This window comes from Bacillus sp. RCC_6_1, assembly GCF_041360755.1.
Lineage (GTDB): Bacteria > Bacillota > Bacilli > Bacillales > Bacillaceae_G > Bacillus_A > Bacillus_A cereus.
The window spans coordinates 161,529-175,212 of sequence record NZ_JBFUPV010000002.1 but is presented as its reverse complement, the minus strand read 5'-3'; the positions used below and the strand labels follow the sequence as shown (position 1 = coordinate 175,212).

Here is a 13,684-nt window from a genome sequence, read left to right as displayed (position 1 = left end):
TCTTCTGACTCTTCCGCTTCTGCAATTACTTCCACTTCTTCTGACTCTTCTGCTTCCGCAATTACTTCAGCTTCTTCTAGCTCTTCTGTTTCTGTAATTACTTCTACTTCTTCTGACTCTTCCGCTTCTGCAATTACTTCCACTTCTTCTGACTCTTCTGCTTCCGCAATTACTTCAGCTTCTTCTGACTCTTCTGTTTCTGTAATTCCTTCCACTTCTTCAGGTGCCTCTGTTTCCATAACTACTTCTTCAAACTCTTCCGTTTCTGCAATTACTTCTACTTTTGACACTTCTTCTGGTATTTCCACAATGATTGTTTCTTCAAGTTTTTCTTCTGCTTTGACAATCACTGATTCTTCTGGAGCTTGCTTTTCTACTTCAATAGTAGGTTGTTTTATTTCTGTATTACGTTTAATTTCTTCTGATAATATTGTATCCTCGTGCTCTACTTTAGAAGCTACTAATTCTTCTTGTAGATTGTTTTCGTTTAACACCACTACATCTTTTTCTAGCTTAGCACTTTCCATCTGCTCAGCTACTGTTTTATGAAGTAATTCATCCGCTGAAACTTCCTGCGGTGTACTCATTTCTTGAATCACTTCTTTTTCTTCTACTAAAGGCACTTGGCATTCAATTTCATAACCGTTTTTCTCTAGCCATTGATCAACTACTGACTTTTCTTCCTTTTTATTCTCTTCATATTGTTGCTCCCCTTGCTGGTTAGCAGCTCTATGACTAGAAGAAGTTGGTGCTTGTCCTTCTGAGAAATCAGATAATGTATATCCTTTTTTCTCTAACCATGCATCAACGACTGATTTACCCTCTACAGATATTTCAAGGTCTTCTCTTTCCTTTACTTCCTCCTGCTTTTCTTCCTTTTTCTCTACTGAAGGACGATTATATCCATAAATTGGCGAAATCATTTCTGTTGGACGAAATGGTCTACGGTTACTCTCTTGCGAAGGTACAGATGCCTTTTTAACGACAGACTCCCGCACCGGTTCATATTGCACTTCCGGCTCTTCATATGTAGAAACTACCTTTTCCACATACGGTCGTCTGCTTCTTTCCACCTTTATTCCTCTTTGGGCAGTCGGTTCTTCATATGTTACTCCTTGAACAGGTTGTTCTTCGAAGCGATTTACTTCGCTTTCATCCTCTTCATCGAACCCATTATCCGGTACTAAAGGAAAACGGCATTTACCTGCATTCCTACTTGCCATTTGTGCTTCTCTTGCTTCAGTGTAGTGGTTTACACGAGGAATTTTCGGCTGACTTTCAATTTGCTTTGGTACTTCTTTATTCATCGCTGTTTGTTCTTCCTCTTTGTTAAACAGCTTTTTCATCCAATCTAACATGCTTACCACTCTTTCTACTAAATAGTAACATCCTTTATTGTATCAGCATTCGGCAAAAAGTGCAGGTAAAATTAAGCATGTCATATTTATCCACAATATTCTAATTTACGAGTGTTTCATATGAAAAAACGCAGCCTTTCATATAAGACTGCGCTTAAGCTTTACTCTTCTGATATGCATCTATGCTATCCGTTACACTTTGCAATAAAGAATTTACATATTGCGGGTCAGATAATTTTTTATCTTCTTCATGGTTTGACATAAACCCAAGTTCTAATAACACACCAGGAACCTTTGCCCAATTAAATCCAGAAAGATCATCCCGAAATTTAATTCCATTTACTTTTACTTGCTGGTTCTCCCTCATTTTATTTACAATCATTTGAGAGATTTGAAGACTTTCCGCATAAATCTCTTTCGTATACGGACTTCCTTCTGCCGGCGTCAATACAGCGAATCCACTTTGGTTTGGATTTTCAGAACCATCTGCATGAAGACGTAAAAATAAATTAGCCTTATGATTATTTGCGAATGTCGCCCTTTCTTTATTACTTATATCAACGTCTTGTGATGTTCTCGTCATTAATACTTGTATCCCTTTTGCTTCAAGCTTTTCTTTTAATAAAAAAGCCATTTCTAATACAAGTACAGCCTCTCTCTTTTTCGTCACAACACCTGTTGTACCGTCTGTCACTTTATATTTTTGCGTTGTTGCCCCTGGTCCAATCGGCTCTAAATTTAAATTCGCTTTTTGTTGATGCCCTGGATCAATAACGACGAGAAACTTCTCTTGTTTTTCATTACTCTCTATTTTTTGTTCATTATTTTGCACTGGTTGCTCAGTCGGCTGCACTGGCGTAGTTTCTTCTTTCTTTTCATCAGATGATACTTCCTCTTGCTTATGTTCTACTTGGTCATTCGTTTGAATTGCTTGCGATTCTTCGTTCTTTTCTTGTTCTTGCTTCTTTTCTACCGGTGCGTCTTCTTTGGTATCTTTGTTTTTCTCTTGTATAGAAGATGTAGTTTCTTTTTTCGGCTGCTCTTGTGAACAACCGGCCATATATATTCCAATGAATGCAATCATGCTCATTATTTTTATATACTTCATACTTCTCCCCCATCACTTTGCACCGGATTCAAAGTTTTTCTTATAATTGCCCTATAATCTCATCTATATTTCCAATATAAACTGGCTGCCATTTTTCTGTACCACGTTCTGCAGTATAAAGCGGATAAGCGGCATCATCTATATTTACGAAAACTGGATCGCCCATATCCGTTTCATATCCAATTGTAATCCATTCTTCTTTCCATTTTCCGTGTTCTTCACTTATTAATGAATTTTTATGTTTATCGTATCGGTAACCGATTTGTCCTTTTTCTAATTCACTTTCACTAAACAAATATATTTCATAAGTACCTAGCTCAACATCTTGCTGTTTTGAAGTTTCAATTCGTTTTAGAAGTTCTGCGATTTTTGGTTTCTGTTTCATACGTCTATCTCCTTCTATTTTTCTAAATTTTAACTAGTTTGTTTATAAAATACAATATAGATTTTAAGAAAAAAGGTGACATCCTTATCATATTAACAATTTTTTGAATATATCTATCACTACTCTCAATATATCAACGATTTTTTAAATATATCTATCACTATTCTCAATATATCAACGATTCAACACGAAATTTCGAATTACCAACAATGAATGCAAAAAAAAGAGAGGTTGTCCAAAAGGACAACCTCTCTTTTCTTATATCAATTAAAATTTGAACTCTTGTCCAACTTCAAAGCTATCTTCTAATACAAGAATACCTTTTTCTTGTGGAGCATCTGGAAGCTCTAATTCACGTGCAGAGCAGATCATTCCAGAAGAAGGAACACCGCGAAGCTCAGCTGGCTTGATTAACATACCGCTTGGCATTACAGCGCCGATTTTTGCAACGACAACTTTTTGTCCTGCATCAACGTTTGGTGCACCACATACGATTTGTAATGTTTCTGTACCGATTTCTACTTTACAGATGTTTAACTTATCAGCATTTGGATGTTTTTCTTTTTCAGCTACATAGCCTACAACAAATTTCGGAGAAAGATCTGCTTCTACTGTTTCTTCAAAGCCATTCTTCGCTAAAATTTCGTTGATTTTCTCTACAAGCTCTTTCGTTAATGTAAGGTTGCCTGTTTCTTTTACTTCTAAGTAAGAAGATGCATTAAAGATGTTGAATCCTGCTGTCTCGTTGCTTTCACGATCGTATACGCGTGCAACATCTCCTTTGCGATCAAAAGTACGGTTCTCTAAAGTAATATCTTGTAAGGCAACAATTAAAGTGTCACCAATTCCTTCAAGGTTGTAAAAAACGTTCACTTCGTTCATCCTTTCTCTTTTCCATCTGTCTTCTTCCGATTTTTCGCTAAAATAAAGATTGGTTCAAATTCTCCATCTTCATATACGAATGAAAGTGATGTAATCGGAACATGCCCTTCGGCAAAAAATTTCATTGTCATTTGTGCAATAATATCATAACCGATTTCGTTGACGATATCAGCAATAATTAATACATCTTGGTGAGGAACAGCAACAACCATGTCACCAGAAATCTTTTCACGCATCGATTGTAGTAACGATTCGTTTAAAATACGAGTCGCGTCATACCCATCATTTGTGTTTAAAAAGTAGAATGTATTCCCCGCTACTGTGTCTTGTTTAAATTCATAACCTAATGAGCGTGCGTTGAATAATGCCATTTCACGCACTTGCTGTTCTGTAAGTTCTAATTTTTGTAATAGACGCTCGTCAATTAGTCGATACGTTTTATTCGAATCTAACGCATAGTAAATACGTGTTTCCGCCGTATGATCCGTCATAATAAACGGATTTCCTTCTTCTGCTTGTTTCGGGAAAGAAGTAGAGCGAATAACAGGTAAAATTTTCGCTCCGCTATTTTCTTCTTTATGCATCGCAATTAGCGCTTCTTGTACGTAATAAGCAACTTCTTCAATTGCCTTTTCTTTGTTCACTTCCCATTTTGCCACAACTCCTGGAAGCGATACGTTAATACCTTTTTTGGAGTCTTTTTGTTCAATACGTAAAACTTCTTTCTCACTATCATACTGAAAGTCCCATTCTGGGCGAGATAATTTCTTTATTAACTCATCTTTCATCTTTTTACTTGTCATCTTCATCTCTTTTTCCTCCCTTCCAAAAAAATAACCTCCCCCGCGAAGGTAGAGGTTGTTTTACAATTCAATTGGCAAATTGCCTTATTTTAAACCTTCAATGAACTCTTCGATTTGTTCTTGTGTTTTACGATCTTTGTTTACATAGCGACCAGTTTCTTCACCTTTATTGTACGCTACAAAGCTCGGAATGCCAAATACGTCTAATTTTACGCATAGATCAATAAACTCATCGCGATCTACATAGTAAAATGAGAAATCACTATATTTCTCTTCTACTTCTGGCATAAATGGGTCTACAAAGCGGCAGTCTGGGCACCATTCTGCTGAGAACATAAAGACTACATTCTCTTCATTTTTTAACTGTTGGAATTGCTCCATGCTTTCTAATGACTTCATCTATATTTCCTCCTCTAACGGGTACATTTTTCATGTTATAATCTTTCTTTTATACTACCATACATCGCGCACGGTGCAAGGTTTATGCTTGCTTTTTGTCATACTTATATTGCCCAACTAACAACTTAACAACGTGTACAAATAATTCCGTACGGTCGACATAATCATCTGTAAAAATACCGATCGCACCTTCGTGACTACGAATATCTTTTCGCTGCACAAACTCTTCCATCACTTCGCTTAATTCCTTACCATCTTCAAGAGGTGCTAAAAAATCGTCTGGTAACGTAATACGCGCTCCTCCGGCCACAAATACTTTCCCATCACTTGTTGCTAGCGCGCCCCAGTTACACATAAATAAACCGTGCTCCGTTTTCATTACGCCGCCTTCTAGCCCAATCCCAATTGGAGCTTCTCCGTCCTCTAGCGCTCGCTTCGCTCTATTGATCGCTCCTTGCATCGTCTCTTCATCTGAGAAAGGCTGAGCTGATACTCCTGACGGAACAGAAAGAGATGTAATTTCAGCATCTTTCCAAACCTTCTCCACAGCGCCAACCTTCGTTTTATTCTTCGATCCAACTACTACTTTCATTTCGTTCACCTCTATAAAAATTCATCATTCTATTCTAATATCCGCTTCGGCACAAATTAAGTACCAACCACTACCACACACCATCAGGGAATTCCTTCTCCCCATAAAAGAAGGTCGCTTTCTACAATATTACTGGTCCTAAACACAAAAACAGGCTTCTTCTTTCTTCCTACCCGCGGTCTTAATACATCATTCGAGCACCCATTAGGCACTAACCGCCACCACTCATCGCTGGGTCATCTATTCAACCTAAAAAAAGAAGGGTTTTTCGCCCTTCTTCTCTACGCGTTATTCTTAATTGTCTCTAACGTCGTTTTATCTGTTGTTCTTACAAGCTTCGTAATTAATTCTTTCGCCGCTGCATAATCATCAACATGTAAAATTGAAGCATGTGTATGAACGTAGCGTGCACAAACACCAATTACTGCTGATGGGATACCAGAGTTACTTGTATGTACACGGCCCGCATCTGTACCACCTTGTGAAATAAAGTATTGGTACGGAATGTTGTTTGTTTCTGCTGTATCTAAAATGAATTCGCGTATTCCTCTATGTGTTACCATCGTGCGATCGTAAATACGAAGAAGAGCACCTTTTCCTAATTGACCGAACTGTGTTTTGTCACCAGATGCATCGTTTGCTGGACTTGCATCAAGCGCATAGAAAATGTCTGGTTGAATCATATTTGCAGCTGTTTGCGCTCCGCGGAGGCCTACTTCTTCTTGTACAGTAGCACCAGAATATAATGTATTTGGTAATGTTTCATCTTTTAATTCTTTTAACAATTCGATTGCAAGACCACATCCGTAACGGTTGTCCCAAGCTTTCGCCATAATTTTCTTCTCATTTGCCATCGGTGTGAATGGGCAAATCGGCACGATTTGTTGTCCTGGTTTTACACCAATTTCAATCGCATCTTCATAACTATCTGCACCTATATCAATTAACATATTTTTTATATCCATCGGTTTTGCACGTTGCGCGTCACTTAATAAATGAGGAGGAATAGAACCAACAACCCCAATAACAGGACCATTCTTCGTCATAACTTGTACACGCTGTGCTAATAAAACTTGGCTCCACCAGCCGCCTAACGTTTGAAAACGAAGCATTCCGTTTTTCGTAATTTGCGTAACCATGAAACCTACTTCATCCATATGACCTGCTACAAGAACACGCGGGCCAGTTTCGTCCCCTTTTTTCAGACCAAATACGCTACCTAAACCGTCTTGTACAATTTCATCCGCATATTTGCTTAATTCTTGTTTCATAAAACGGCGTACATCATGTTCAAAACCTGATGCACCTTGTAATTCTGTTAACGTACGAAATAATTGTAATGTCTCTTTATTCACGAAGTCCCCTTCTTTCAAACCTTAGTAGAATACCTCTTTTATTGTAACGAAATTTTCGAAATGTTTCTAGTTTCTTCTTTTTTGGCTGTATTTGCTTTATAATTATTATCGGTACACTATTTTTATTTTATAGAATTGAGGTGAATATATGAGCTGGAAAGGTTTAGTAGCAGGTCTTGGCGTTGGGTTCGCAGCTGGTTATCTCGTTGCAAACAAAGTACAAGAACAATCCCATATTTCTTCAGAAAAAGCATTGAAAATGGTGAAACAAGCATTAAGTCATAAAGGTGAAATTACTGGCTCTTGGGTACATATGGTTCCAGAGACATTTGAAAAATATGATGTCGCATATGAAGTTTATCGCGGCGGTCTTACAACAATGTTAAATGATATACAAGAACGATTTGAATTTTTAGTTGATGCTAAAACAGGTACTGTTTTAGAGGTTATAGCAGCATAAAAAGGAGGGTTCCCATTAGGTGAACCTCTTATTTTTTTGAAATTGCGGGTATTGATTAAAATTATATCAGCGATTTTCCGAATATATCGGCGCAACTCAATTTATATCAGCGATTTCCCAATTATATCGGCGCAACTCAATTTATATCAGCGTTTGTTTAAATATATCGACTTACCGACAAAACCCGACAATAAAAAAGAGGCTGCTCCAATAAATATGATGGAACAACCTCCTATTTTTATGCTTCTATACTCGTTTTCCGTTCTATTTTTTCTACGATATGCCCTTCCTCATTCCACTTCACAGCGCGATAATATGCGTCATGGTAAAACGTAAACCATGCCTCTTTTTCAGCACCATACTTCATCCACTTTTGCTTATTTTCAATCGAGGTCATCGGATAATCGTCGTATGCCATTACCCATAATACATTTTGATGTGCGTGCGTCGGTAATAGGTCTGCTAAATGAAGCATCGTTTCCCCATGGCTTTCTAAAGCAATAACTGCATGTCCATCACTATGACCACCTGTATGCGCCATTTTTATTTCATCTGTAATTTCTATTTCTTGCTGGAACGTAACAACTTGATCTACAATCGGCTCCCAATTTTCCTTCCAATATGTATTACGGGATCTAATATTTGGGTTCCTCATTTCATTCCACTCTGTTTCACTTACGTAAACTTTCGCGTTCGGAAACGCTGGTACAAGGTGATCACCTTCCCATTTTGTTAAACCAGATGCATGATCAAAATGAAGGTGCGTCATTAAAACATAGTGAATATCTTCTGGCTTTAATCCTAGTTTTTCTAATGATTCATAAACCGATGATTCTTCTGTTACACCTTGATTCCGCTTCATCTTCTCATTCAATTTACCGTTTCCTATTCCGGAATCAATGAGCATATTTCCGTCTTTCGTTTGCAAAAGTAACGGATCTGTTCGTAAATAAATATGATTTGTATCATTATGTTTATACTTACGTGACCAAAGTACTTTCGGCACAACACCAAACATCGCTCCCCCGTCTAAATGTGTATTCCCGCCTTTTAACCACGTTACTTTTATATCTCCAATTTGTAACTGTTCCATTACACATCCCCCTTTCAATTAATCTTAACATAAAATTCTGATTATTTTAGATGTAAAAAAACCTATGCATTACTGCATAGGCTCTGTACGATATTTTGCTTCAACTCGGTAAATACGATGACCTTTACTAGAGAATTTCTCTTCGTATTCAGTCATGATGTTACCTTCAAAGTCGCTGTTATGAAGATCTAAGCTTAAGTACGTTAGTAACATACCATACTCAGCCATGCTCATAAGAGAATATTCAAATAGACCTTGGTTATCTGTTTTGAAATGAATTTCTCCGCCTTCTACTAACACTTCTTCGTAATTACGTAAAAATGTTTTATACGTTAAACGACGCTTCGTATGACGTTTCTTTGGCCATGGATCTGAGAAGTTTAAATAAACGCGATCAATTTCACCTTTCGCAAAGAAAACTGTTAAATCTTCAGCATCTTTATTAATTAACTTTAAGTTTGGTAATTCTTCTTCAATTAATTTATCAAGTGCATCTACAACAACACTTGTGAATTTTTCAATTCCAATATAATTAATATGTGGATTCGCTTTTGCCATATCATACATGAAGCGGCCACGACCTGTACCCACTTCAATGTGAATTGGTTGTTCGTTTCCAAATACTTCATTCCAGCTACCAGCGCGCTCCTCTGGGTTTCCGATTACGATATGTGAATATTCATTAATTCGATCCATTGCATACGGTTTATGTCTTAAACGCATAGATGTTTCCCTCTCTTTACATAGCTATTTTAAAGGAATAATTCCTTCTTTCTTTTTTAATCAATCTACCAAACAAAAAACCAAGTACGTACGAGCACTCGGTCCGTTTCTTTCAAGTATAAGATGTACCATTTTGATAAAAACTACATACAGCATTAAACATTCCATGACGAAACAGCTTTTTCTCTTACATTTGAAGAGAAAAACAATCGAAAGGATGATCCGTTCATGCCAATTAATCAACAACATCAATTAGAAGTGCTGAAAGATATTTTAGTCAACCACCAAAGTGATTGCTGCGGGACAGTTTCAGAATGCGAGCAATTAGAGCGCCTCATTCAATCGTTACTCGCAAACGATAATATAAGTAGTGACGCTAAAACAATGCTAAACGATGTATATTCTTATAGTCAATCGGGTAAATCTTCCTCTAATTTGGACAACCATATTTCCAATAATCAAGAACAACTTACTCAGTGGATTGCTGGAATGGACAATTTTTCTTAAGTATTATTCTGAAGCAAGTAGTTGCTGTAAATATTGATGCCAATATTCAGCTTCTGCTTGCTGTTTTTTTGTTGTATGCCATTGAATAGACAAAATCGTTTGTGCTATCACATACCATCTCATACGCCTAAGCAGCGATTCATCCATTTCAATATCATAATAACCGAGCCACTCACTCCACTCCTGGCGCGGAATGTACCAATATAATAACATACCGAGGTCTAGAGCTGGGTCAGCAATTACAGCTCCATCCCAATCAATTAAAAACAATTCATCTTCATCCGACAATAGCCAGTTGTTATGGTTTACATCACAATGGCATACAACGAATTCATTGTATTCAATAGCTTTTAATGAATCCATTAAATATTGAAGGCCTTGCTGAATTGTTTCATCATCCCTTATATCTCCTCTTAAAACGAGTTGCAGTTGTTGTAATAACTCTTGTGCGTGAAGCGGCTGCTTCCCAAGTCTTTGAATCATCTGTACAAGCGCTTTAGAGGAGTGTATTTTCTTCAAAAGTTTCGCAACACGTTCTAGTTTCATATCTTCTGGCTCTAGCTTCTGTCCCGGAAGCCATTTTTGAGCAGAAATTACATCACCATTCGTTACCCTTCTTGTCCAAAGTAATTTTGGAACAATTCCTTCTGCTGACAATACCGCTAAAAAGGGCGATGTATTCCGCTTTAAAAATAACTTCTGTTGTCCGTTTTGCGCAATATATGCATCGCCCGTTACTCCACCAGCCGGTACAAGACTCCACTCTTTTCCTAATAATTGTTCCAACCATTCCATATTCATTACCCGTTAACAAATCCTTATCTTTTATAGTTATGAAAAGAAAAACCGCAACAGTTCTACACATGTTGTGGATTCATATATTTTACTGTAAATGAAAAGAAAAATTAGCCTAAGCCAAAAATTCTCTATTTTATTTTACAAAACCTGTCATAGAATGACAACTTATCAAAATCGTCACCTTTGTCAATTCTACATTTATTACATTCTCATCGTCAAGTAGCGATTTGTCACATTATCGTCAATATATACGTGCTAATTGGAGCGAGCCTAAGTTCCTTTCCTCTAAATGAAGAAATTGGCTCTATTTTCGCTTCGTTTTCGTTTACTAACACATGCCACGTTGCTTCTTTCGGAAGTTGCACAGTTTTAGCTTCTAAACCGCTATTAAATAAGACGATAATCTCTTTCCACGGCCCAAACGATTCTGCATGCTCTAGGTGATATGCAAGTACTTCTGTAGATGTTTGTAAAAAAGTCATATGTTTTTTTATAAGGTCTGCATTTTGTAATCGGAATGCCCCATGCTCTTTACGAATCGCAATTAAACCTTTTATATAGTTAACGGTCTCTATCTCTTTCTCTTTTTGATCCCAATCTAATTGATTGATCTCATCATTTGCATTATAACTATTTTCATTTCCTTTCTTCGTACGATAAAACTCTTGCCCTGCGTGTAAGAAAGGAATGCCTTGTGAAAGAATAACCATTGCGCTCGCTAATAGGTGACGTTTTTTCAAAATCGTTTCTGATTCTTCATTACTGCGCACTAGTTTATCCCACATCGTCATATTATCATGACATTCTACATAGTTAATGCTTTGCGCCGGCTCTAAAAACAGCCCTGTTTCTTTCATACTTAAAAGACTTCCTGCTGCAATATACTGCAAATGATTACAGTCTACATGCCCACCAAATGCAAAACCACGCTTATTTATATGAAATGTACTCCCTTTTATCCCATCACGAAATTGATCATTAAACTGCGCGATATGTGGCATTTTCTTCGCATTATTTAACGTTGCTTTTTCCTCAAGAGGAAGCGGTGTTTGTAAATCCCATCCTTCTCCTAATAACAAAGCATCTCGTTTTATGTTTCGCACTTCTTTCTCTATCATATTCATTGTATCAACATCTAAAATTCCCATTAAGTCGAATCGGAATCCATCGACATTGTATTCAGTAAGCCAATATAAAATAGACTCTACAATGAATTTCCTCATCATTTTCCGTTCAGACGCTACATCATTTCCGACTCCCGTCCCATTAGAAGGCATACCATCTTCACCATGACGAAAATAATATCCTGGAACAAGCTTCTCAAATGATGATAGCTCTCTTTCATAAACATGATTATATACAACATCTATAATCACCCTAATACCTTGTTCATGAAATGTTTCAATTAGTTGTTTGCACTCAACTATCCTGTTATACGGATCAGAGGGGTTTGTAGCATAAAATCCTGTTGGTGCATTGTAATATAATGGATTATATCCCCAATTATAGGCGGACGAAGGATTCGCCTCATCTACACCACCGAAACAATATAAAGGTAATAGTTCAACATGTGTAACACCTAAATCTTTTATATGAGACAACCCTGTTAACGTCCCATTCCGTCCTGTTGTTCCCTCTTCCATCAATCCTTTATATGTTCCCTTTTGAATTACTCCACTATTTGGATGTATAGTCGCATCACGAATATGCAGTTCATACAATATGGCATCTGTCATTGATTGTAATGTTGGTAATCCCTCTCGTCTTGTTACATTCGTTTTTTCTAAATTGATAACAACACCGTGTTTTCCGTTTACCGTCACCGACTTTGCATAAGGATCCACAGCTTCGTTCCATATTAAATTAATACAAACAAGAAATGTATAGCGCGCTCCGTCTAAATCACCTTGTAATGTTTGAATCCAAACTCCGTTTTCTCCCCTGTACATTTCATGATCGGTATATTCTTTATCACTCTTATAAATTCTTACTTTCGCAAGCCTTGCAGTTGGGGCCCATACTTTAAATGTCGTTTCTTGTTTTTGATACACAGCACCTAAATCTGTACCTTTGTAATAATACTTTTCATCGAAAATTTTTGTTCGAATAACAGCACCTATTTGTAAATCAGTTTCTTCATTCCGTTCATCTCGTACTGTATAATACTTCCCCACATCTAGCGGCTCTTCTATAAAGCACTCATACTTCGTTGCATCTGGAAGCGCAATAGTATGAGCAATCGGTAAATCTTTCACATTACTTCCTTCTTGCAAACGAAATGTCCGACTTGTTCCATACGCATGTGGGAGCAAAATTGTAATTTTATTCATTTCATCTAAATAGGCATCAAATGGACGTTTTACTTTCAACATAAAAAAATCACCATCATTCTCAAAGTTAAAATAAAGTGAAACTTTAATGAGCGAGAAAATTTTTCCATCCTCACTTATTATTAGCCTTCACCAATTAGGCGAGATAAAATGAGCTGCAAATGATAAGGCTTTTCTTATCAACAAGACTCTATACAGTAACTCCATTCTTCTCTATAGTATATTCACCTGCATAAAAAACGTTTTCAACATTCTATTTTTGTAATTTTATTTCAGCAATCGATTTATACTTCGGGGTTTCTTTCACGTGGGATTCGTATAAAGTAATTGTATCTGCTTGAAATGATATTTCAGGCACTTCTTTTATACTTTCTAAACGAAACTTTTCTTCTCCTATCCATTTACGAGCAACGGTAATATGCGGGTGATACGGGCGTATTTCTAGAGAAAATCCATTTTCTTCACAAATGGCATGTACTTGCTTTTGCAACTGAAACAAATCGTGATTCTCACTTACCTTCGCCCAAAAAATACGGGGCTGATCTTCCCTACCAAACGTTGAAAAACCTTGTAACGTGAACGATAGTTCTTTTGTTTCTGCAACTGTTTGTAATCCATTTTTTATTCCCTCTAATTGTTCCTCCGTTGCACTCCCTAAAAATGAAAGGGTAATATGATAGTCTTCTTTATGTACCCATGAACGAAATTGTAATTCCTCTTGCATGTCCTTTTTATAGTTATACAGCATTTCTTTTATATGATTCGGTAACGTAATTGCGACAAAATAATGCAGTTCCATGTACATCTTCTCCTTCTTTCTATTGTTGCTTTTCTTTCTTATCTCATTCAGGTAAAAAGAAGCCGCTCTCCAAAATAGAGAGCGGACATTAT

The 13,684-nt window shown here is 37.0% G+C and carries 14 protein-coding genes and 1 pseudogene; 2 read left to right on the top strand and 13 right to left on the bottom strand.

Annotated elements, in window-relative coordinates; all coding sequences use genetic code 11:
- The 8 genes and pseudogenes from AB6801_RS06980 to AB6801_RS06945 all read right to left on the bottom strand — a co-directional run.
- Window positions 1–1,358, bottom strand: a pseudogene (locus tag AB6801_RS06980) (DNA translocase FtsK); the annotation flags it as partial.
- A gap of 154 nt (window positions 1,359–1,512) precedes the next feature.
- Window positions 1,513–2,466 carry an N-acetylmuramoyl-L-alanine amidase gene (locus AB6801_RS06975; protein ID WP_000874039.1) on the bottom strand — a complete coding sequence of 318 codons (954 nt, stop codon included), beginning with the start codon at window positions 2,464–2,466 and terminating at the stop codon, window positions 1,513–1,515.
- A gap of 40 nt (window positions 2,467–2,506) precedes the next feature.
- Window positions 2,507–2,851, bottom strand: a complete 345-nt coding sequence (locus tag AB6801_RS06970; protein WP_097999290.1) for a thiamine transporter — start codon at window positions 2,849–2,851, stop codon at window positions 2,507–2,509.
- 267 nt (window positions 2,852–3,118) lie between these two features.
- Complete coding sequence (gene ytpR, locus AB6801_RS06965) at window positions 3,119–3,733, bottom strand: YtpR family tRNA-binding protein (protein WP_001006761.1); 615 nt, start codon at window positions 3,731–3,733, stop codon at window positions 3,119–3,121.
- Entirely contained in the window at window positions 3,730–4,542 is an 813-nt protein-coding gene (locus tag AB6801_RS06960; RefSeq protein WP_000784588.1) for a DUF1444 domain-containing protein, read from the bottom strand. The genes ytpR and AB6801_RS06960 overlap by 4 nt, the downstream gene beginning before the upstream one ends.
- A 78-nt stretch (window positions 4,543–4,620) precedes the next feature.
- Entirely contained in the window at window positions 4,621–4,935 is a 315-nt protein-coding gene (locus AB6801_RS06955) for a thioredoxin family protein (RefSeq protein ID WP_000838193.1), read from the bottom strand.
- Between the two features lie 82 nt (window positions 4,936–5,017).
- Window positions 5,018–5,527, bottom strand: coding sequence for a DUF84 family protein (locus tag AB6801_RS06950; protein WP_000869937.1), 510 nt, complete (start codon window positions 5,525–5,527; stop codon window positions 5,018–5,020).
- 281 nt (window positions 5,528–5,808) lie between these two features.
- Window positions 5,809–6,882, bottom strand: coding sequence for a M42 family metallopeptidase (locus tag AB6801_RS06945; protein ID WP_001031514.1), 1,074 nt, complete (start codon window positions 6,880–6,882; stop codon window positions 5,809–5,811).
- Between the two features lie 148 nt (window positions 6,883–7,030).
- Between AB6801_RS06945 and AB6801_RS06940 the strand changes: the two genes are divergently transcribed.
- Complete coding sequence (locus AB6801_RS06940; protein ID WP_000118543.1) at window positions 7,031–7,342, top strand: PepSY domain-containing protein; 312 nt, start codon at window positions 7,031–7,033, stop codon at window positions 7,340–7,342.
- A gap of 238 nt (window positions 7,343–7,580) precedes the next feature.
- On the opposite strand, the gene AB6801_RS06935 is transcribed toward AB6801_RS06940, so the two are convergent.
- Both AB6801_RS06935 and trmB read right to left on the bottom strand, forming a co-directional pair.
- Entirely contained in the window at window positions 7,581–8,435 is an 855-nt protein-coding gene (locus AB6801_RS06935) for a YtnP family quorum-quenching lactonase (RefSeq protein WP_061654602.1), read from the bottom strand.
- Between the two features lie 69 nt (window positions 8,436–8,504).
- Window positions 8,505–9,158 carry a tRNA (guanosine(46)-N7)-methyltransferase TrmB gene (trmB, locus tag AB6801_RS06930; RefSeq protein ID WP_097999289.1) on the bottom strand — a complete coding sequence of 218 codons (654 nt, stop codon included), beginning with the start codon at window positions 9,156–9,158 and terminating at the stop codon, window positions 8,505–8,507.
- A gap of 228 nt (window positions 9,159–9,386) precedes the next feature.
- Between trmB and AB6801_RS06925 the strand changes: the two genes are divergently transcribed.
- Window positions 9,387–9,665 carry a YtzH-like family protein gene (locus AB6801_RS06925; RefSeq protein ID WP_001122235.1) on the top strand — a complete coding sequence of 93 codons (279 nt, stop codon included), beginning with the start codon at window positions 9,387–9,389 and terminating at the stop codon, window positions 9,663–9,665.
- Window positions 9,666–9,668: 3 nt separating this feature from the next.
- Here AB6801_RS06925 and AB6801_RS06920 read toward each other — a convergent pair whose 3' ends face one another.
- From AB6801_RS06920 to thpR, 3 genes are all read right to left on the bottom strand, one after another.
- Window positions 9,669–10,466 (bottom strand): phosphotransferase family protein, encoded by a 798-nt coding sequence (locus tag AB6801_RS06920; RefSeq protein WP_001986674.1) that lies wholly within the window; start codon window positions 10,464–10,466, stop codon window positions 9,669–9,671.
- Between the two features lie 227 nt (window positions 10,467–10,693).
- Window positions 10,694–12,835: a type I pullulanase gene (gene pulA / locus AB6801_RS06915; RefSeq protein ID WP_097999288.1), complete on the bottom strand. Its 2,142-nt coding sequence runs from the start codon at window positions 12,833–12,835 to the stop codon at window positions 10,694–10,696.
- Window positions 12,836–13,046: 211 nt separating this feature from the next.
- Window positions 13,047–13,592, bottom strand: a complete 546-nt coding sequence (gene thpR / locus AB6801_RS06910; protein ID WP_000418996.1) for an RNA 2',3'-cyclic phosphodiesterase — start codon at window positions 13,590–13,592, stop codon at window positions 13,047–13,049.
- Window positions 13,593–13,684: the final 92 nt, after the last annotated feature.